This window comes from Paraburkholderia bryophila (assembly GCF_013409255.1).
GTDB lineage: Bacteria > Pseudomonadota > Gammaproteobacteria > Burkholderiales > Burkholderiaceae > Paraburkholderia.
Window position 1 is genome coordinate 1,257,357 of sequence record NZ_JACCAS010000002.1, and the last position, 19,535, is coordinate 1,276,891.

At 63.3% G+C, this 19,535-nt stretch carries 17 protein-coding genes; 3 read left to right on the forward strand and 14 right to left on the reverse strand.

Features of this window, described 5'->3' with window-relative positions; translation table 11 throughout:
- Nucleotides 1–14: 14 nt before the first annotated feature.
- The 4 genes from rbsK to GGD40_RS26840 form a co-directional block, all read right to left on the reverse strand.
- Entirely contained in the window at nucleotides 15–947 is a 933-nt protein-coding gene (rbsK, locus tag GGD40_RS26825) for a ribokinase (protein WP_373565366.1), read from the reverse strand.
- Nucleotides 948–984: 37 nt separating this feature from the next.
- The gene (locus GGD40_RS26830) at nucleotides 985–1,986 is read right to left on the reverse strand and encodes an ABC transporter permease (RefSeq protein WP_179745682.1); all 1,002 of its coding nucleotides are present in this window, start codon (nucleotides 1,984–1,986) and stop codon (nucleotides 985–987) included.
- 2 nt (nucleotides 1,987–1,988) lie between these two features.
- Nucleotides 1,989–3,602 carry a sugar ABC transporter ATP-binding protein gene (locus GGD40_RS26835; protein WP_179745683.1) on the reverse strand — a complete coding sequence of 538 codons (1,614 nt, stop codon included), beginning with the start codon at nucleotides 3,600–3,602 and terminating at the stop codon, nucleotides 1,989–1,991.
- A 70-nt stretch (nucleotides 3,603–3,672) separates the two neighbouring features.
- Nucleotides 3,673–4,638, reverse strand: a complete 966-nt coding sequence (locus GGD40_RS26840) for a sugar ABC transporter substrate-binding protein (RefSeq protein ID WP_179745684.1) — start codon at nucleotides 4,636–4,638, stop codon at nucleotides 3,673–3,675.
- Nucleotides 4,639–4,831: 193 nt separating this feature from the next.
- Between GGD40_RS26840 and GGD40_RS26845 the strand changes: the two genes are divergently transcribed.
- The gene (locus tag GGD40_RS26845) at nucleotides 4,832–5,704 is read left to right on the forward strand and encodes a LysR family transcriptional regulator (protein WP_035560059.1); all 873 of its coding nucleotides are present in this window, start codon (nucleotides 4,832–4,834) and stop codon (nucleotides 5,702–5,704) included.
- A gap of 7 nt (nucleotides 5,705–5,711) precedes the next feature.
- Here GGD40_RS26845 and GGD40_RS26850 read toward each other — a convergent pair whose 3' ends face one another.
- From GGD40_RS26850 to GGD40_RS26875, 6 genes are all read right to left on the reverse strand, one after another.
- Complete coding sequence (locus tag GGD40_RS26850) at nucleotides 5,712–6,467, reverse strand: glucose 1-dehydrogenase (protein WP_179747063.1); 756 nt, start codon at nucleotides 6,465–6,467, stop codon at nucleotides 5,712–5,714.
- 99 nt (nucleotides 6,468–6,566) lie between these two features.
- The gene (locus tag GGD40_RS26855) at nucleotides 6,567–8,054 is read right to left on the reverse strand and encodes a SulP family inorganic anion transporter (RefSeq protein WP_179745685.1); all 1,488 of its coding nucleotides are present in this window, start codon (nucleotides 8,052–8,054) and stop codon (nucleotides 6,567–6,569) included.
- Nucleotides 8,055–8,245: 191 nt separating this feature from the next.
- Nucleotides 8,246–9,790, reverse strand: coding sequence for an efflux transporter outer membrane subunit (locus tag GGD40_RS26860; RefSeq protein WP_179745686.1), 1,545 nt, complete (start codon nucleotides 9,788–9,790; stop codon nucleotides 8,246–8,248).
- Nucleotides 9,787–10,863 carry an HlyD family secretion protein gene (locus GGD40_RS26865; RefSeq protein WP_179745687.1) on the reverse strand — a complete coding sequence of 359 codons (1,077 nt, stop codon included), beginning with the start codon at nucleotides 10,861–10,863 and terminating at the stop codon, nucleotides 9,787–9,789. The genes GGD40_RS26860 and GGD40_RS26865 overlap by 4 nt, the downstream gene beginning before the upstream one ends.
- Before the next feature lie 5 nt (nucleotides 10,864–10,868).
- Nucleotides 10,869–12,506 (reverse strand): MFS transporter, encoded by a 1,638-nt coding sequence (locus GGD40_RS26870; protein WP_179745688.1) that lies wholly within the window; start codon nucleotides 12,504–12,506, stop codon nucleotides 10,869–10,871.
- Between the two features lie 61 nt (nucleotides 12,507–12,567).
- Nucleotides 12,568–13,242 (reverse strand): antibiotic biosynthesis monooxygenase family protein, encoded by a 675-nt coding sequence (locus GGD40_RS26875; protein WP_179745689.1) that lies wholly within the window; start codon nucleotides 13,240–13,242, stop codon nucleotides 12,568–12,570.
- Between the two features lie 335 nt (nucleotides 13,243–13,577).
- Here GGD40_RS26875 and GGD40_RS26880 point away from each other — a divergent pair, with 335 nt between their 5' ends.
- Complete coding sequence (locus GGD40_RS26880) at nucleotides 13,578–14,510, forward strand: LysR family transcriptional regulator (RefSeq protein WP_179745690.1); 933 nt, start codon at nucleotides 13,578–13,580, stop codon at nucleotides 14,508–14,510.
- On the opposite strand, the gene mug is transcribed toward GGD40_RS26880, so the two are convergent.
- Both mug and GGD40_RS26890 read right to left on the reverse strand, forming a co-directional pair.
- Nucleotides 14,471–15,001 (reverse strand): G/U mismatch-specific DNA glycosylase, encoded by a 531-nt coding sequence (mug, locus tag GGD40_RS26885; RefSeq protein WP_179745691.1) that lies wholly within the window; start codon nucleotides 14,999–15,001, stop codon nucleotides 14,471–14,473. The two genes, GGD40_RS26880 and mug, sit on opposite strands and share 40 nt — an antisense overlap.
- Complete coding sequence (locus tag GGD40_RS26890; RefSeq protein ID WP_179745692.1) at nucleotides 14,998–16,023, reverse strand: GlxA family transcriptional regulator; 1,026 nt, start codon at nucleotides 16,021–16,023, stop codon at nucleotides 14,998–15,000. Before GGD40_RS26890 ends, mug begins: the two co-directional genes overlap by 4 nt.
- 282 nt (nucleotides 16,024–16,305) lie before the next feature.
- On the opposite strand from GGD40_RS26890, the gene GGD40_RS26895 reads away from it, so the two are divergent.
- The gene (locus GGD40_RS26895; RefSeq protein WP_179745693.1) at nucleotides 16,306–16,611 is read left to right on the forward strand and encodes an ArsR/SmtB family transcription factor; all 306 of its coding nucleotides are present in this window, start codon (nucleotides 16,306–16,308) and stop codon (nucleotides 16,609–16,611) included.
- Between the two features lie 13 nt (nucleotides 16,612–16,624).
- Here GGD40_RS26895 and GGD40_RS26900 read toward each other — a convergent pair whose 3' ends face one another.
- Both GGD40_RS26900 and GGD40_RS26905 read right to left on the reverse strand, forming a co-directional pair.
- Nucleotides 16,625–18,187 carry a DHA2 family efflux MFS transporter permease subunit gene (locus GGD40_RS26900; RefSeq protein ID WP_179745694.1) on the reverse strand — a complete coding sequence of 521 codons (1,563 nt, stop codon included), beginning with the start codon at nucleotides 18,185–18,187 and terminating at the stop codon, nucleotides 16,625–16,627.
- Nucleotides 18,188–18,277: 90 nt separating this feature from the next.
- Complete coding sequence (locus GGD40_RS26905) at nucleotides 18,278–19,534, reverse strand: HlyD family secretion protein (protein ID WP_179745695.1); 1,257 nt, start codon at nucleotides 19,532–19,534, stop codon at nucleotides 18,278–18,280.
- Nucleotide 19,535 lies beyond the last annotated feature (1 nt).

Here is a 19,535-nt window from a genome sequence, read left to right on the forward strand (position 1 = left end):
AACAGGCGCCCGTGTCAGGCTGCGCTATCCACTTCAGCGCGATTCGGAATGGACGGCTGCGCACCGGCGCGCGTCACGGAGATCGATGCCGCGCGTTGCGCGAGGCTGATGGCGCCTTCGAGAGGCTGGCGTGCAGCGAGCTGCGCGGCAAACACGCCGATAAAGGTATCGCCGGCTGCGGTTGTGTCGACGGCCTGGACTTGCGGTGCGGGAAAATGCTTGCCTTCGCCGCCGTCCACCAGCAGATAGGCGCCCTGCGCGCCCAGCGTGACGATCACATTGCGCGCGCCGCCGCGTTGCAATTCGGTGGCCGCCCGTCGTGCGCCGCTTTCCGACTCGACCGGCAGGCCGGCCAGGATAGCGGCCTCGACCTCGTTCGGCACGAGATAGTCGACGAGCGGCAGCCATTCCGCCGGCAGCGGACCGGTGGCCGGCGCCGGGTTCAGCACGGTGACCTTGCCGAGCCGACGAGCGAGCGCGAGGGTCGCGTGAACCGCATCCGGCGGCGTTTCCAACTGGCACACCACGATGTCGCAAGCCTTGATCGCGGCTTCGTGGCGAGCGACGCCTTCAGGCGTGAGTTCGCCGTTGCTGCCCGCCACCACGACGATCGTATTCTGCCCGTCGTCCGACACCGTCACCATCGCGACGCCGGTGGGCTGGGTCGGATGCACCTCGATCCCGCTGCAGTCGATACCCTCGGCTTCCAGATCCTTGACCCGCTGGGCCCCATTCGCGTCTTTGCCGACGCAGCCGACCATGGCCACCTGCGCGCCCATCCGCGCGGCCGCAACGGCCTGATTGCCGCCTTTGCCGCCGGCGACCTGCGAGAACTCATGTCCGCCGATGGTCTCTCCCGGACGCGGCAGATGCGGCGCGCGCGCGACCAGATCGGTATTGATGCTGCCCACCACCAGGACGCGGCCCTGTTTCGTCTCTTTTGACACGTTCATTCTCCTGCTCACCATTCAGCGAATGGTCGAATTATGCGGCGCGACGCCGGCTTCGATAAGTATCCAGCACGACGGCCACCACGATGACGGCCCCCGTGATGATGCGTTTGGTCGGCTCGGTCGCGCCGATCTGGGCGAGGCCCGCGGCCAGAACCGAAATGATCAACACGCCGAAAAAGGTGCTCGTCACCGAACCGCGCCCGCCCATCAAACTCGTCCCGCCGATCACCACCGCCGCGATCACCTGCAGCTCGATGCCTTGCCCGGCGTTCGGGTCCGCGGCTTCGAGCCGGGAAATCTGGAACAGCGCGGCGAGACCGGCCAGCAGGCCCATCATGGCGAACACGGCAATCTTGTAGGGCCGCGGATCGACGCCCGCGAGACGCACCGCTTCTTCATTGGTACCGATGCCGACCAGGTAGCGGCCAAACACCGTACGCGTCAGCAGAAACTGGGCGGCCACCATCACGGCGATCGCGATCAGGAACGCCGGCGAAATGCCGAACGCGATCGGGTTCGACAGAAAATCGAAGGCGTCGCCGATATAAGCGGTGCGCGAATTCGTGAGCTGATACGCGACGCCGCGCGCCGCTTCGAGCACACCGAGCGACACGATGAACGACGGAATCCGCCACGCCACGGTGATCGCGCCGGTCACGCAACCGGTCAGCGTTGCGCCGGCCATGCCGAGCAGCGCCGACGGTAGCGCCGGCCAATGCCACTGCAAGGCCGCGACGCTGGTCAGGGCCGCGCCGAGCGCCAGCACGGAGCCGACCGACAGATCGATGCCCGCGATAATCAGCACGAAGGTCATGCCGACCGACATCACGACGAGATCGGGAATCTGGTTCGCAATCGTGCTGAACGTGTCGTAGCTCAGGAAGTGCGAACTCAGCAGCGAGAACAGCACGATCATGCCAAGGAGTGCGCCGAGCAGTCCGAGGTAGTTCGACAAGCCGAGGCGCGTGCCGATCGACTTCGCTTTCTTCGGGGGTTCGCTCTGCAGCGTGGGCAGGCTGGTTGGTGCGGTCATGCTCAATACTCCACTAATTTTCTTTCGTCGGGCGCTTTCGCGTCGGGTTCGATGGGCGCGTGCAGCATGTCGTCGCGCTTCGCGTAGCCGGCAAACGCCGCGGCCAGCAGCGCGTCCTGGGTCCAGGCACCGCGCTCGAACAGACCCGTCATCCGGCCGGCCGACATCACGCCGATCCGGTCGCAAATCGACATCAATTCGCGCAGATCGCTCGATACCACCACCAGGGCGCGGCCTTCTCTCGCCAACGCGCCCATCAACGCATAGATGTCGAACTTCGCGCCGACGTCGATACCGCGCGTCGGTTCGTCGAACAGCAGCACCGAACAATCGCGCGCCAGCCAGCGGCCGATCACCACCTTCTGCTGATTGCCGCCGGACAACTCCGACACGGGCTGCGCCGGTCCCGCGCTACGAATGCGCATGGCGTCGATCTGCCGCGTGGCGAGCGCCGCCTCGCGACGGCCGTCCACCACGCCCTTGCTCGACACCGAGCGCAAATGGCCCAGCGAAATGTTGGCCGCGATCGGCTGGCTCAGTAACAGCCCCTCGCCTTTGCGGTCTTCCGTGATCAATGCGATGCCATGCTTCACGGCATCCGCGGGAGACGTGATCGTCACGGGCAAGGGTGCGCCACCTTGGCGCCCGATCGACACCGTGCCGGCGTCCGCGCGATCCGCGCCGTAGACGAGCCGCAGCAATTCCGTGCGACCCGCGCCGATCAATCCGCTGATGCCGAAAATTTCGCCGGCCTTGACCTCGAACGTCACATCGCGCACTGCCGGTTCGCGGGTCATGCCGCTGACCTTGAACGCCACGTCGCCGATACGCCGCTCGCCGAGGTCGATCCGCTCGCCGATATCACGCCCAACCATCAGCGTGACGAGGCGGTCGGTCGTGAGATTTGCCATCTCGTCGACATGCACGAGCCGGCCGTCGCGCAACACCGCGGCACGCCGCGCGATCCGCTTCAATTCTTCGAGCCGGTGGGAGATATACACCAGCGCCACGCCCTTCGCCTTGAGTCGCTCGACCTGCTCGAACAGGAGATCCACTTCGCGGGCGGTCAGCATCGCGGTCGGTTCGTCGAGAATCAGCACGCGGCAATCGCCGATCAAATTGCGCGCGATCTCGACCATCTGCTGATGCCCGATGCCCAGGGTACTCACCAGCGTGTCGGGGTCGATCGCGTCGAGCCCGACTTGCGCCATTGCATGGCGCGCGTCCTCGCGCAATTTGGCGCGGTCGATCCAGCCGAACGGGCCGCGCCGCGGCAAACGATTCAGAAAAAGATTCTCGGCCACCGAGAGCGTCGGCAGAAGATTCAGCTCCTGCATGACCATGCGCACGCCGAGCGCCTCGGCTTCCTTGCGGCTGGCCGGCGCGTACGCCGCGCCCGCCAGCGACATCGAGCCGGCGGTCGGCGTAACGAGGCCACCGACGATTTTGGACAGCGTGCTCTTGCCCGCGCCGTTTTCGCCGGTCAGCGCGAGCACTTCGCCCGCGTGCAGATCGAGCGAGACATCGGCCAGCACGGGTTCGGCATAGGTCTTACCGACGCCATGCACCCGTAACACGGGCGCGGCATCGGCGACGGAGGGGATCGGAGTAGACATCAGATTGATAAAACCGACAGATACCAGCCGGCGTGGCCGCTCGACGGAGCCGCCACGCGCAACGCTGGTCTTATTTGGTAACCAGATCGACCGGCGTTTCGACGACGCCCGACAACTCGGATTGCTTCTTGTGTTCGGCGATCGCCTTCAAAGCGGTGTCGATACCGAACACAGCCTGCTTCGCAGCGTACTGATTGGCGGTCGCGAGCACGCGGCCGTCGGCCAGCATCGGCTTGATCGCGTTGATGTCGTCATAGCCCACCACCTGCACCTTGCCCGCCTTGCCGGCTGCGCGCACTGCGGACACAGCACCGATCGCCATGTTGTCGTTGCCGCACAGCAGCGCCTTGACGTCCGGATTCGCGTTGAGGATCTGGCTCGCCACCGCGTTGCCCTTGTCGATCTCCCACTCGCCCGATTGCAGCGACACGACCTTCATGCCGCCCGTTGCCATGGCCTGCTTGAAACCGGCGCTACGTTGCTGCGCGTTGGTCGTGGTCGACACGCCTTCGATAATGGCGACGTTGTCGCCCGACTTCAGGTGCTTCGCGAGGTAGTCGCCGACTTTCTGCGCACCCTTCGCGTTGTCCGGACCGACGAACGGGATGTTCAGGTCTTTCGACTTGAGCACGTCCGTGTCCAGCTTGTTATCGATATTGACGACGATGATGCCGGCGTCCACGGCCTTCTTCAGGACCGGCACCAGCGCCTTCGAATCGGCCGGCGCGATCACCAGCGCGTCGACCTTCGAGACGATCATCTGTTCGACGATGCGAATCTGGTTAGCCGTGTCCGTCTCGTCCTTGATACCGTTCGTGACGAGGTCGAATTTCGTGGGATTCTGCTTCTGGTAATCCTTCGCGCCGGTTTCCATGGTCAGGAAGAATTCGTTGGCGAGAGACTTCATGACCAGTGCGACCTTCGGCTTGTGGGCGGCCTGAGCGAATGCCGTCTGCATCGGCAGGATCGACACTGCGAGGAACGCTGCGCTGGCTACGATGGCGCGACGGCGCGCCGGTTGGAATTGGCGAATCATTAGTGTCTCCGTGTCGCTCATTCGCTCTACTGCGAGCCCTTGAGTCGTGTGATGTGCAGGAACGCCGCACTTGCCGCCGCCTGCAAAAGCCTTCATGGCTTTCCGCGTGATATCCGACAAGCATGGCAAAACTAATCCTATCCTCGGGAAGTGGGTTATGCTATGCCAAATTTCAAAACCTTGCGTTTCAAAAATGGAACACGTCGATTGGGATGACCTGCGGATTCTGGTGGCAATCGCCCGTGGAGGAACCATGCGGGCGGCGGCCACCGCCTGCGATCTGAGCGCGCCGACCCTGTCGCGCCGGCTCACCGAACTCGAACGAAAGCTGGGCGAGCCACTGGTCGACCGGGTGCCGTCAGGGTGCACCATGACGGCGTTCGGCGCCCGCGTGCTGGCCTGGGCAGAGCAGATGGAGGACCTCGCCCACCGGATCGAGCGCGCCGCGGACGTGAATGGCGGCGCGGCCGCTCACGGCACGGTGCGGATCAATGCGGTCGAATGGCCGTCGTACATCCTGCTGAAACTGCTGGGTTCGTTTCAGGACCGGCTGCCCGGACTCGCCATCGAAGTGCTGACTTCGCGCCGCCCATATAGCCTGGCGCGGCGCGAAGCGGACATTGCGCTGTGGTCGGAATGCCCTGAAGAGGGCGATCTCTACGTTCGGCGGATCGGCCGGATCCGTTTTGGGCTGTTCGGCTCGCGCGATTACTACCTGCGCCACAAGGCGGCGATCGTGAAGAAGGAGTGGGACAAGCTGTCGTTCGTCGGCTACGACGACCGGCAGCCCGATCATCCCGCCACGCAATGGCTGAAAGCGCTGCCCGGCGCGCCGGCGCCGTCGCTGCGCAGCAGCTATGGCATGGGCGTGTTCGATGGCGTGCTGGGCGGTTCGGGGTTGGGCGTGCTCGCGCAACTGGCCGGCGATACGACGAGCGACCTTGTTTGCGTGGAGAAGCACATCAAGGCGCTCGATCAGGACGTGTGGATGGTGTTGCATCCGGCGCTGCGCGATAGCGAGCGGATCAGGACCGTGGCGAATCTGATTGCCGAGATTTTTCGCTAGAGGTGGGCTACAGCGTCGCCGTCACGCCGCCATCCACGTAAAGAATATGGCCGTTCACGAAGTTCGACGCGTCACTCGACAGAAACACCACCGCACCCACCAGGTCTTCCACATCGCCCCAGCGCTTTGACGGCGTGCGTCCAATCAGCCAGTTGCTGAAGGTCTCGTCTTTAACCAGCGCCTCGGTCAATTCGGTCTTGAAGTAGCCCGGTCCCAGGCCATTGACCTGGATCCCGTGTTGCCCCCAGTCGATCGCCATGCCTTTGGTCAGCATCTTCACCGCGCCTTTGCTCGCCGTATAAGCCGCAATGTTCGGCCGGCCCAGTTCACTTTGCACGGAGCAGATGTTGACGATCTTGCCGCGCTGGCGAGCAATCATGTGCCGCGCGACCGCCTGCCCGACCAGAAACACACTGTCGACGTTGGTCTTCATCAGCTCTTCCCATTGCGTATGGGAAAACTGTTCAAGCGGCGCTCGACGCTGCATGCCGGCGTTGTTCACGAGAATATCGATCGCGCCTATTTCACCTTCGATGCGGGCAATCGCCTTTTCAACCTCATCGGCGGAGGTCACGTCGAAACTCGCCGCATGAACGGTAGCGCCATCGTCGCGCAACCGGTTGACCGCTTCCGCCAGACGTGATTCGCTGCGCCCGTTCAGAATGACTTCGGCCCCCGCGCCGGCCAGGCCTTTTGCCAACGCGAACCCAATACCGGTACTCGAACCGGTGACCAGCGCGCGACGCCCCGACAGATCGAACATCTTCAGATTAGCGTTCAACTCAACTCCTTGTCGACGTTACGTCGTGAAGACACTCGCGGCCTTCACATGAACCTACCCATCGTATCGCGCCCGCCGATATCACGCATGCTCGATCGCAGCGCCGGCTCGTTGCAGCAGGCCGGCGCACCGCTCGGAGAGGTTGTCGAACCTGAGTGATTTGCCGGATTTCCCGTAGCGCTCGGCAAGGGTCTCGAGCGCATCGATCGCGGAATGATCCGCGACACGGAGATGCTTGCAATCGATCGTCACGTCGGCCGGATCGTGCTGCGGCGTGAACAACGCCGCGAAGTTCGCCGTCGACGCAAAGAAAAGCGTGCCGTGCGGTCTGTACGTCTTCTTGCCGCTGTGCGTCTCATCGACGTCCGTGCGGATCTCGCGCGCGTGTTGCCACGCAAAGTTGAGCGCGGCGATCACGATGCCGCACAAGACGGCAATCGCCAGATCCGTGAAAACGGTGATCACGGTGACGGCCACCACGACCAGCGCGTCATTGCGAGGAACTTTGCTCAAGCTGCGCAGCGAGCCCCACGCGAACGTCTGTTGCGCGACGACGAACATCACGCCCACTAGCGCGGCGAGCGGAATACGTTCGATCAGCGGCGACAGAAACAGGATAAACAGCAGAATCATCACGCCGCTCGTCGCACCCGAGAGCCGCGACCGTCCGCCCGAACTCAGATTGATCATGGTCTGGCCGATCATCGCGCAGCCCCCTAATCCACCGAGAACGCCGGACACGATGTTCGCCACGCCGAGCGCCACGCATTCGCGATTGGGTTGCCCAACGGTTTCCGTGATGTCGTCGGTCAGATTGAACGTGAGCAATGTTTCGAGCAGCCCAACGATCGACATCAACACCGCGTAAGGCAACACGATGCGCAGCGTCTCGAGGTTCCACGGAACGGCCGGCAGATGAAACACGGGCAGACTGCCCGCAATGTGCGCCATATCGCCGAGATTGCGCGTCGGCAAATGCATCAACTGGCTCAGTACGCCCACGCCGACAATAGCGACGAGCGCGGGCGGCACGGCCTTGGTGATGCGCGGCAGCAGATAGACGATCAGCATCGTCAGCACGACCAGCGCGCACATCACGGCCAGCGGCGTGCCGTGCAGCCACTGCACGCCGGACGGCGTCGCAGTCTTGAAATGCTCCAGTTGAGCCATCGCAATGATGATGGCCAGCCCATTGACGAAGCCGAGCATGACCGGGTGAGGCACCATGCGAATCAGTTTGCCGAGCCGTAGCGCGCCGAATAGCACCATCAGCAGGCCACCGAGCACCACCGTGGCGAGTAAATACGGCACACCGTGCTGCACGACCAGCGCGACGATCACCACGGCCATCGACCCGGCGGCGCCCGAGATCATGCCGGGCCGGCCGCCAAAAATCGCCGTCAGCGCGCAAATAATGAAGGCCCCGTAAAGGCCCATTAAAGGGTTGACCTGAGCGACCAGTGCAAACGCAATGCACTCGGGAACCAGTGCGAATGAGGACGTCAGGCCGGCGAGTACGTTCTGCCTGATATGGGAGAACCACTGCTCGTGGAAAGTTTCAATCTTCATCTATGGGAATCGAAGCCAGAAAATGCGGGGCGCGGCGAAGCATGGCCGATCGTTGCGGGGGCATCGACTCAAAAACGCAAACGCACGATCCGGAAACCGTGCGTGAGCGCCTCAGCAAATCGCCTCAGCAAATTTATGCGGACGCTGAGTTTACAACATTCGCCAACTAAGCTCCCGCCAGCCAACGCCGATCACTTCGCCGCGGTGGCGCGATTGGCGTATGACGACTCCCAACCCCCGCCGAGCGCTTTACACAGCGTGATCAGATTCGCATCTGCCGTTGCCCGGCTTTGTTCCATGTTGCTTTGCGCGTCGAGCAACTGTTTCTGCACGTTCAACACGTCGAGATAATCGAGCGCGCCGGCCTTGTAGCGTTGCTGCGCGACCGCGAGCGCGCGCTGGTTCAGCGTCACCACCTCCGCGAGCTTGTCGCGGCGCTGTTGCTCCGCGTCGTAGACAACCAGTGCATCGTCCACCTCGCGCCAGGCTTCGAGCACGGTGCGCTTGTAGACGATCGCGGCCTCCTGCTGTTGCGCTTCGCGCAGATTCAAGGTGCCCTTGAGGCGTCCGCCCTCGAAGATCGGCATGGTGATCGAGGGTCCGACAACGAACTGCCCCGATGCCCAACTGGCGAGACTCGACAACTGAAGACTCTGGAGACCCGCGCTGCCGTTGAGCGAGATACGCGGATAAAAGTCGGCCTTTGCCATCCCGATCGATGCCGTCGCCGCATGCAATTCCGCCTCCGCTTTTCTGATATCGGGCCTGCGTTGCACCAGCTCCGACGGAAAACCGATCGGCACCTGGCCAGGCAAGTCGGGCACGTCGCGCGCTTCACCGAGCGTTGGCTGCAATGCGCCCGGCTCCTCGGCGAGCAACACGCCGATTGCGTTGATCGTGGTCGCGCAGCGCGATTCGAGCGTCGGGATCAGACTTTCGATCGACGCCGCCTGCGCCGACGCGTTGGCCACGTCGAGATCGGTCGTCACGCCTTCCCGGGCGCGGACCTGCGTGAGCTTTGCCGTGTTGCGGGCGATCTCCAGGTTTTGCTTTGCGATGCGCAACAGCGCCTGGGTGTCGCGCAACTCGATATAGTCTCGCGCGAGTTCGGCACGGGCGGACAACAACACGGCGTTTCGATCTTCGTAAGACGCATCCGTCAACGCGGACGCCGCTTCCACGCCGCGCCGCACACGCCCCCAGATGTCGAGTTCCCACGACGCGTCGAAGCCCGCTTGATACAAGTTGTAAGCCGGCGAGCCCTTGGAGCCCGGCAACGGCGCGACGCCGAGCGGCGTCGCACCCGAAGCCGATTGCGATGGCGTGCCGGTGGGGCTAACGCCGAGCAAGCCCAGAATGCCGTTCGGGCTTCCGCGTTCACGGTCGTACGAGGCGGCGCCATCCAGCGTGGGATATTCCGCCGCCCCCGCCACGCGCCGCTCGGCACGGCTTTGGCGAAGCCGCGCGGACGCCGCGGCCACATCGAGGTTCGCATCGGCCAGTTGCTGTTCGAGCGCGTTCAACGTGGGATCGTTGAACAGCGTCCACCAATCCTGATTGAAACCCGCCTCGACGGCCTTGCTCGGCGCCTGCGCGGATTCGGTGCGCTCGAAGACTTGCGGCGGCGTGGCCGACGTGGGGGGATCGAAATTCGGCCCGACGGTGCAGCCCGTTATCACGAGGCACGCGAGAATCTCCAGCAGCAACGCGCGGAGAGAAAGATCGCTCGTCTTCATTTTGTTTCTCCCGCTTCAGCCAATGTATCTACATGCCCGCCAACGGCCACTTCCGCTTCCACGGAAAGCCCCACGCTCAGCGCCGATGCCGCTTCCTGCCCGCGGTCGATCGCGATCTTGACCGGTACGCGCTGCACGACCTTCGTGAAGTTGCCTGTCGCGTTGTCGGGTGCGATCGGCGCAAAGCTCACGCCGGTCGCAGGTGCAAGACTATCCACGCGGCCGTGAATCACCACGCCGGGAAAGCTGTCCACCTTGATCCGCACGCTCTCGCCGGGCCGCATGTGCGTGATCTGGTTTTCCTGGAAATTGGCCACGACGTAGGCGTCCGACAGCGGCACGATCGCCAGCACCGGCGCACCGGGCGTCACGAACGCGCCCACCCGTGCGGAACGGCGTCCCACCTTGCCATCAACCGGTGCGTGAATCTCCGTGTAGGAGAGGTTGAGCGTGGCCTGCTCCAGCGCCGCCTCGGCACGCGCGAGCGCGCCGGCCGCTTTGTCGCGCTGCGTGCGTAATACCGCCAGGTTCTGCTCGGTCGACGCCAACGCGGCCTGGTCGTGCGCCTGTTGCGCGAGTTGCCCGGCGAGCGTGCTCGACGCGTGCTGCTGCTCCTGCGCCGTGCCTGCGCCCGCATCCGACAGGTTCTGGTATCGCGCGGCGTTGGCTCGGGCAAACTGGATCGACGCGTCGTCGGCCTTGAGCGTGGCGCGCGACTGGTCGACGAGCGACGGTTGCCGCGCGATCTCGGCGTCGAAGTTTGCGACGGAGGCGTTCGCGGCCGTCACGTCGGCTTGCGCACTCATCAACGCGGCCCGGAAGTCGCGGTCGTCGATCCGCACCAGCAATTGCCCGGCTTTGACCGACTGGTTGTCGTCGACGAATACCTCGGCAATCTGCCCGGCGACGCGCGGCGCCACCAGCGTGAAATCGGCCTCGACATAGGCGTCGTTGGTGGATTCGCTATTCGAGCCATGGACTAAGCCCGTGCAGGCCCATGTACCGATGCCGACCGCAACGGCCAGCGCGGCAATACGAATGATCTTGAGAGGAGAGCGAGCAATGGTCGACATGATTTTCATCCCTTGGTGGGAGCAGAAGGCGTGCTGCACCACGGCGGATAAATACGCACAGGTAACACGGGCACGAGGAAAAGAAGAGCGACGGCGATACCTGCCATGACGCGATAAAGATCCGCCGAGGTCAGCACCAGCGCCTGCACGTGGATCCGGTGGGCGAGTTCGCCGAGACCGTGCGCCGCGTCGATGCTCTGACTCGTCACCAGCGCGTGATTGCCGAGGTGGTCCACGAGCATGTTGGAATGCAGACGTTCGCGACGCGTCCCCAACCCTTCGATCAGCCCCGTTGCCACGGCCGCGGAAAACGTCTTGATCGAGTTGAACATGGCCGAAGCAAACGGACCTTCCGTGGGCGGCAAGCCGGTCGTGACGCCCATCAGGATCGCCAGAATCACCATGGGTTGCGCGACGACCTGGATCGATTGCAGCCAGTAGAAGTTGTCGCGAATCCAGTCCGACGTCATGAAACTTCCCAGCACGCACGTGGTGGTCATGAGACACAAACCGATCGCCATCACCCAGCGGTGATCGGCCCGCCGCAGGTTCAGAACGGCCGCCGTCAGCGGCAGCACGATCAATAGCGGAATCGCGACCAGCAACGACAAAGGCGCGGTCTGCAGCGGCCGGTAGCCATGAACTTTGGCAAGATATTGGCCGGGTATCGCCGCCACACCGACCAGCAGGATCACCGCACCGGCGAGCGTCGTCAGTCCATGCGTGAAGTTTCTACGCGACAGCAATTGCAGCTTGAAAAAAGGCAGCGGATGAAACCACTCGTTGACGAGGAACGTCACGAGCAACAGCCCGCCGCCGATGACCATGACGCGAATGAATTCCGAATTGAATCCGTCGAGGCGATCGCATTGCAACAGGCCGGTCACGAGCATCGCGACGGCGGGAAAACCCGTCAGAAAACCGGTCCAGTTGAAGGCGCCGAGCCGTTCAAGTTTGAGCGGATCGGACGGCAGTCCCCACTGGATCGCCACGCAACTGACAATGCCGAGCGGCACGATTTGCCAGAACGCCATTTGCCAGCCCGCGTACTCGGTCCACAGCGCGGCAAGCGGTGTGCCGAGCGCCGGCCCGAAGGTTGCCGTCAGCGCGTAGCCGGCGAGCCCGTACAGCTTCACTTTGGGCGGCAGGTAACGCAGCGCCACGATGATCAGCATGGGCGGCAGACAGCCGCCAGCGATTCCCTGCATCACACGCAACGCGTACAGCGTCAGCAGGTTCGGCGCAAACGGGCAAAGGATCCCGAAGAGCATCGTCGCGATCACCGCGCCGATCGTGAATCGCTTGAGCGTGAACGTGATCCCGAACCACGGCGCGAACACCATCGCCGTAACGTTAGCCGCCTCGAACAGCGTGGTCAGCCAGGTGCCGTCGTCATGGCCGATCGAGAGCGCACCCTGAATGTCCGCCAGCGACTGCGCGGTGACCTGCTCGTTGAGAATGGCCAGCAAAGACGCGAGCAGCATGCCGACCAGTCCGGACGCCAGACGAGGCGTCAGCGCGAGCTGTTTCGGGGTCGACGGTGCGAGCGCCTCGGTCTGCACCACGACAGCGGGAACCGTGACCACCGACTGTGCGGCGGCCCGCGCCTGCGTTCCCGTTGTCAAAAGCTTGCCGGTAGTCATGGGGAGTCCTGTTGCTGCTCGTGTTTCGTTAGGATCGAGTCTCGATAGCGAGACGCGCCGCTCAAGCCTTGGGTTGCACTTCCGCGAAATACTGCGGCGCTTCCCGGCGATCGAACATGCCGTATTCCCGAACGATGCGTACGCTGCGCAGACGCGAATCGTTCGTCATCGCACCGGTCTGTTCGAACGCTTCGAATGCGGCCTGGTCACGCCACGTCACGACCGCGATCACATCGCCGGGCGCCATCAGCGCATCGAACACGTCCCATGAAACGAGACCCGGCGCGTTGACATCGACACCAAGCGATTTCGCCACCTGCTCCGCGCCGGCGTCCTTGAGCCATGCCGGCGAGCATTTCGCGTCGAGCAGCATCACCGCCGTGCCTTGGCCCGTCTCCGTCACGTCGAGGCGCTGTTCGAGCAGGACCTGGCCCGCGGGAATGTGCGTATCGCTGACCACCTGGCCAATGCGCAGGCGATAGTCGGCAAACACCCGGTCACGCGCGGCCTGCTGAATCTTGTGATGCGTCGTCGTGGTCCGCCAACGCACCAGCGATTTCTCGTCACGCCAGCTCGACAGCGAAAGCAGCCATCCGGCACGGGTCAAACTGGCGTAGCGGGTGTTGTCGATAAAGCCGTCGATCTTCTCGAGTTCAGGGCGCAGCATTCTGGCCATGCCGAGATAAGCGTCGAACTGTTCGGGGATCGGATTGACTTCGAGCATTGCGGAAAACATGGGACACCTCTTTCGTTGGGTTGGCTGAACGACGTCACGTTGAAGTCGTTTCGTCTGAACCGTGGACCGATTCGTCGCTGCATCACCGACACCTTGCGACTGGGTTAATTGTGTTGGATTGATCGAACTTGCAGGCGTCCAAGCGGGTCGGTATTGGGCCAATGAATGAAGGATTTTTGCCAAGCGGTTTATCGTTGTGTCGATAACCTTCACCGGCTGAAAGAGTCTTTTCCGAACGGGTAAAGTCGGCGTAGGGACGCGAGATTCATGAGCGCCGACCGCAGCGCATAAAATCAGCGCGTGCGACTACGTTTTGAAGAAGGTGGAGAAGCGAAATGGACAAATTGCGTGAGATGGAAGTTTTCGTCGCTATCGTCGACCAGGGCAGCTTTACCGGCGCGTGCGACAAACTCGGCCTGTCGGCGCCAGCGGTCTCGCGGGCGGTCAATTCGCTGGAGGCGCGGCTCGGCACGCCCCTGCTGGCGCGGACCACGCGCTCGGTTCGTCCGACGGACGCCGGCCTGACCTACCTCGAAGCCTGTAGAAAAGTGCTGGACGTCATCACGGATGCGGAAGCCACCGTTGCAGCCGACTCAGCCAACCCCGTGGGCACGCTGACCCTCTCCGCGCCGGTGCTGTTCGGGCAGCGGTATGTCGCGCCGCTGGTCAACGCGTTTCTGCTGCGCTATCCGGATGTCAGCGTCAATGCGGTGTACAACGATCGAACCACGCGGCTTCTGGAGGAAGGGGTGGATATCGCGATCCGCATCGGGCATCTCGGCGACTCGTCGACATTCGCCATGCCGTTGGGTTTCGTGCGGCGTCGGACGTACGCGGCGCCCGCTTATCTGGCCGCGCATGGCGAACCGCTTCACCCCAAGGATCTCGTCCAGCACCACTGCGTCTCTTTCACCGGCGTCTCGGCGCCGCTCGAATGGGTCTTCAACGAAAACGGCACGAGGCTGCCGGTCCGACTTCAGCCGCGGATGATCGTGGATCTCGGGCCCGCCGCCATTCTCGCGGCCGTGGACGGCGTGGGGATTATCCAGTTGCTGTCGTATCAGGCGGCGCCTGAAGTGGAGAATGGCAAGCTTCAGCCGATCCTCACCGCATTCGAACCCGAGTCGACGCCGGTGAATCTGCTGCATGTGGAGCGGCGAAGCACCAGCGGCAAGATCCGCGCGTTCGTGGAATTCGCGACCGAGACGTTGCGCAACAACGCGCATCTTCAGGGCGTGGACGCTACCGCAATCCGCGCTTCGCGATAAGCGGCGACCAGCGCATCGAGGCTGAAGCCTCGGTTCAGTCCACTGGGATTGGGCAAGACCCAGGCGTGCGCGCCGCCGAATGGCGTGGCTTGCCGTCCCCACTCAAGATTCGACGCGCCTGAGATGGCCGAGAACGCCATCTTCCCAAGGAAAGCGACGTAGCGTGGCGCGTACTGTTCGATCTTCCGCTGAAAAGCCTCACCTGCCAGTTCGATCTCCGAGCGCGACAACTCGGCGGCACGCGCGGTCGCCCTCGGGACCACGGTGGTGAGACCGTATCTGTAGCGGAGCAACGTGTGGTCGTCTTCGGGACGAATCTGTTCGGGCGTGAAGCCGGCCAGATGCAGCACGCGCCAGAACCGGTTGCTCCTACCCTCGAAGTGATGACCGGTCGACGCCGCACGCATGCCCGGGTTGATTCCGCAAAATATCAGCGACAGGCCCGGTTCGAGCAGATCGGGAAGGACGGGAAGAAGGGCTACGTCGCTCACAGCGCGGAGAGCCCCTGAAAAGCGACATGCTTGCCGGCTGCGCTATGTGTTCGTGCTTGCGTGCCTGTGTCGCCGCGAAATCGCTGCCGGTATTGTTTCGGCGTGACGTCCAACCGTCGGGCAAAGGTTGTGCGCATATGCGTGGCACTGCGGAAACCACAGTTAAACGCCACGGTCTTCAGCGGCGCGTCGGAGTCTTCGAGCAACTTTCTCGCGCTGTCCACACGAACCTGCTCGACGAATGCGGACGGCGTCACCCTGGCATATTTCGCGAACACACGCGAGAAAGTCCGCCGGCTCACGGCCACCGCGCCCGCGAGCTGTTCGATCGACAGGGCGTCGGTGAGATGCTCCGTCACGTAGCGATAGACCTTGCCGATAATCGGATCTTCGTCCCTGCCCGCGCCGACATACGGGCTGTATTGCGACTGACCGCCTTCCCGCTGGATATAAACCACCAGACGTTTGGCGACACGCACCGCCACCTCGTGCCCCCAGTCTTCGGCGACCAATGACAAACACAGATCGATGCCGGCCGTCACGCCCGCCGACGTAAACAAGCGCCCGTCACGAACGAAAATCTTGTCGGGCTGCACAGAGGCTCGCGGGAATTCGTGAGCCAAGCGTCCCGCGTCCGCCCAATGCGTCGTCACCTCCTTGCCGTCGAGCAGTCCCGCGTGGGCCAACACGAAGGCGCCGTTGCACACCGAGCCGAAGCGAGTCGCGCTGCGCGCCTGATGTTGCAGCCACGTCAGAAACTCGGCGGACGGTTGAGCGTCGGGCAATTGCGGGCCGCCCGCGACCAGCAGCAGATCCCATTGCGTGTCGGTGTCCGCATAGCCGAGCGGCACGGCAAGCTGCATGCCGTTCGAACAGGTCAGCGTGCCGGCGCGCGGCCCCACCAGGGACACCTCATACCGCTGTTCTTTGGACAGGATCGTGTTCGCTTCCGCGAACACATCCAGAGGGCCCGCAACGTCGAGAGCCTGCGCACCGTCGAATATAACAATGGCGACTTTCATGCCGTGACCTTCGTGGAGTGAGTTAGCCCGTTTCGGACAGCGGCGTGTCCAATTGACCGCTCCCGAGCGACGGGAGAGGCCCGGCTGGCCGGTATTGTCGAGCGACAGACGAGCTTACCCCAATCGCCCGAAAACGGGCATGCACTAGCCGGCAAGAGTCTCTTTCATTCCGGTAAGAGCCGATGGGTCGCGGTGCCGGTGGCCCAAATCTCGTGCTGATTGGCCCGGCAGGGTCGCATCCACGGGTTTCCTCTCTCACACCTGCTGTTTAGACTTGGCTTCATGTCCAAGATCGACGAAAACCTGATTCACAAAGCGCTCGCCAATCCGTTCCGACGCGAGGTGTTGCGTTGGTTGAAAACGCCAGACCAACATTTCTCGCGAGGCTGCATCGACCTGGGTCACGGTGTGCCGGTCAATGCGATCCAGGCGCGCAGCGGACTGTCGCAATCGAACGTATCGGTCCACGTCGCGGCATTGGTCGACGCGGAGCTGCTGGTCGCAACCCGCGTCGGTCAGTGGGTGTTTTTGACGCGCAACGAAGCCGTGATTCACGCCTTCGCGGCACAGATCAGTTTGCATCTGTAGGCGCCGCTCGCGATCAGTGCCCACCCGCACCGGCCGCCGCCGCTGAGGCGTCTTTCGAGGGTTTCGTCACCCAGATCAACGGCACGATCGCAATGAAGATCACGCCGGAGAGCCAGAAGATATCGTTCAATCCGAGCATCGCGGCCTGGGCGTTCAACGAGTGTTCGAAATACGCCATCGCCTGATCCGAACTGCCCCCCAGCGTAGCCTGCAACGCATCGAGCCCCTGCGTAAACACCGGGTTATTCACGCTGGTCTGCTCGGCGAGTTGCGCGTGATGCAGGATCGTCCGGTTATTCCAGCCCGTGCTCACGAGCGACGTACCCACCGCGCCGGCAAACACCCGCACGAAGTTCGACAGGCCGGCCGCAGCCGGTATCTTGTTCGGTGCGAGACCCGACAGAATGATCGCGGTGAGCGGCACGAAGAACAGCGCGGTGGGAATCCCCTGCAATAGCGTGGGCAAAACGAGCGTCCACGTATCCACGCCGGTCGTGTAGTGCGAGCGCATGAAGAACACCGCGGCAAAGCCAACAAATGCAAGCGTGGCCAGCACGCGGGCATCGGACTTCGGCATGATCTTCGCCATCACAGGCGCGAGCAGCACTGCGAAGATGCCGAGCGGCGCGGTGGCAAGACCCGCATCCACCGAGCGATAGTCGAGGAAGCCCTGCATCCACTGCGGCAGGATCACGAGGTTCGAGAAAAACACTGCATAGGCGATGGAAATCGCCACGGTACCGCCGAGGAAGTTGCGCCCCGCGAACAGGCGGATGTCGATGATCGGATTCTTTTCGGTGAATTCCCAGATGAGGAAGAACACGAAGCTGATCACCGCGAACACCGTCAGCGCGATGATTACCGGCGAATTGAACCAGTCGAGGTCCTTGCCTTTGTCGAGCATGATCTGCAACGAACCGACCCAGCCGATGAGCGACAGCAGACCGACCTTGTCGATCGGCAGACGCTTGGTCGGCGTTTCACGGGTGCGGTAGATGAACCACGTCACCCCCGCCGCGAAGATACCGACCGGAATGTTGATATAAAAAATCCACGACCAGGAGTAACTGTCGGTGATCCAGCCGCCGAGCGCCGGACCGGCAATCGGACCGACGGTTGCGGTCATCGCCCACAGCGCCAACGCGGTCGAGCTGCGTTCCTTCGGATACGAGCCGAGCAGAATGGCTTGCGACAGCGGAATCAGCGGACCGGCCACCGCGCCCTGCACGATCCGCGCGGCGAGCAGCGTGGGCAGATTCGGCGCGATGCCGCACAGCCACGACGACAGCACGAACAGCAGAATCGCCCACACGAACAGCCTGATCTGGCCAACCCGCTGCGTGAGCCAGCCCGTCAGCGGAATCGCGATCGCATTCGCCGCGGCAAACAAGGTGATGACCCACGTGCCCTCATCCACTGAGACGCCCATGTTGCCGGCGATCGTGGGCACCGCCACGTTCGCAATCGACGAGTCCAGCACGTTCATGAAAGTGGCCAGCGCCACGGCGATTGTTGCAAGGACCAGCTTGCCGCCGGTGAGCGGCGGAAGCGGTGCGGAATTCGTCGAAGCATTCATTGGGTCACCTTGACTGGCTTCTGGATGTTTAGCTGCTTATCGATCGTCTGACTTGTCAGATATCTGGATAAAAAAATAGACGAGATGAACTCAACCAGCGCTGCGTTTCGTCTTGCCGCCCGCAGCGGTGGTTGCCGCAACGGTGCGATTTACCGGCATGTTCTGCGCGATGATGCTGGCAATCTCCGCGTCGGCCTGCGCGCCGTACTGGGCGAAGACATCCGTGCGATACGACGTGTTGACGGCGGCGGCGAGTTGCGTGCCGGTTTCGTCGTGCGTGTCGACTTCCACGTCCATGGAGAGGCCGATCCGCAGCGGATGCGCGTTCAGTTCGCCCTGGTCCAACTGGATGCGCGCCGGCAGACGTTGCACGACCTTGATCCAGTTGCCGGTTGCGTTCTGCGCGGGCAGCACGGCGAATGCCGCGCCCGTGCCGGCCGAGAAGCCCACCACCCGGCCGTGGTATTTGACCTTCGAACCGTACGCGTCCGCCGTCAGTTCGACCGGCTGGCCGATGCGCATGTGCTTCAGTTGCACTTCCTTGAAGTTGGCGTCGACCCACACGCCGTTCAGCGGCACGATCGCCATCAGCGGCGTGCCGGGCCCCACGCGCTGGCCGACCTGCACCGAGCGGCGCGCGACGTAACCGGTGACGGGGGCCGGCAACGTATTGCGCGCGTAGTTCAGGTAAGCGTCGCGCACCTTCGACGCCGCGGCCTGCACATTCGGATGCTGTTCGATCGTGGTGCGGTCGGTGAGCGCGTGATTGGCTTCGGCCTGCTGGCGCGCGGCGTCGAGTGCGGCCTGCGCGGCGTTCACCGTTTCACGCGCATGGGCAATGTCTTCGCCCGACACCGCGCCGGTATCCGCGACGGCCTGACGGCGCTTGAGGTCGTCGTTGGCGCGTGACAGGTCGGCCTCGCGCTGCGCTACGGTCGCCGCGTAGAAATCGTTGTTCACGTAGAGGCCGCTCACCTGGCGCACCGTCTGGCCGAGTGTGGCTTCGGCGTTCGAGAGCGCGACTTTGGCGTCGGCGTTGTCGAGCATCACGACCGGGTCGCCCTGCTTCACGACCTGCGTGTCGTCGGCGTTGACCGCGATGACGGTGCCGCTCACTTGCGGCGTCAGTTGCACGAGGTTGCCGCTAACGTAGGCGTCGTCGGTGGATTGATAGAAGCGCGCCGACGTGTACCAGTACGCGCCGTAGCCCGCCGCCGAGATCACGACTGCCACGCCGAGCAGTGTGAGAAGGCGCTTACGTTTGCCGGGGTTTTGCGTGTCGTCGCCGTCGCGCTTGTCGGTTTGGGTGGCTTCCGCCGTCGTCCGGTCGGTGGTGATTTCGCTCATG

Coding starts and splice junctions, on each gene's coding strand:
- GGD40_RS26830 (WP_179745682.1), bottom strand. CDS start 1,986: ATGACCGCACCAACCAGCCTGCCCACGCTGCAGAGCGAACCCCCGAAG.
- GGD40_RS26835 (WP_179745683.1), bottom strand. CDS start 3,602: ATGTCTACTCCGATCCCCTCCGTCGCCGATGCCGCGCCCGTGTTACGG.
- GGD40_RS26840 (WP_179745684.1), bottom strand. CDS start 4,638: ATGATTCGCCAATTCCAACCGGCGCGCCGTCGCGCCATCGTAGCCAGC.
- GGD40_RS26845 (WP_035560059.1), top strand. CDS start 4,832: ATGGAACACGTCGATTGGGATGACCTGCGGATTCTGGTGGCAATCGCC.
- GGD40_RS26850 (WP_179747063.1), bottom strand. CDS start 6,467: ATGTTCGATCTGTCGGGGCGTCGCGCGCTGGTCACCGGTTCGAGTACC.
- GGD40_RS26855 (WP_179745685.1), bottom strand. CDS start 8,054: ATGAAGATTGAAACTTTCCACGAGCAGTGGTTCTCCCATATCAGGCAG.
- GGD40_RS26860 (WP_179745686.1), bottom strand. CDS start 9,790: ATGAAGACGAGCGATCTTTCTCTCCGCGCGTTGCTGCTGGAGATTCTC.
- GGD40_RS26865 (WP_179745687.1), bottom strand. CDS start 10,863: ATGTCGACCATTGCTCGCTCTCCTCTCAAGATCATTCGTATTGCCGCG.
- GGD40_RS26870 (WP_179745688.1), bottom strand. CDS start 12,506: ATGACTACCGGCAAGCTTTTGACAACGGGAACGCAGGCGCGGGCCGCC.
- GGD40_RS26875 (WP_179745689.1), bottom strand. CDS start 13,242: ATGTTTTCCGCAATGCTCGAAGTCAATCCGATCCCCGAACAGTTCGAC.
- GGD40_RS26880 (WP_179745690.1), top strand. CDS start 13,578: ATGGACAAATTGCGTGAGATGGAAGTTTTCGTCGCTATCGTCGACCAG.
- GGD40_RS26890 (WP_179745692.1), bottom strand. CDS start 16,023: ATGAAAGTCGCCATTGTTATATTCGACGGTGCGCAGGCTCTCGACGTT.
- GGD40_RS26895 (WP_179745693.1), top strand. CDS start 16,306: ATGTCCAAGATCGACGAAAACCTGATTCACAAAGCGCTCGCCAATCCG.
- GGD40_RS26900 (WP_179745694.1), bottom strand. CDS start 18,187: ATGAATGCTTCGACGAATTCCGCACCGCTTCCGCCGCTCACCGGCGGC.
- GGD40_RS26905 (WP_179745695.1), bottom strand. CDS start 19,534: ATGAGCGAAATCACCACCGACCGGACGACGGCGGAAGCCACCCAAACC.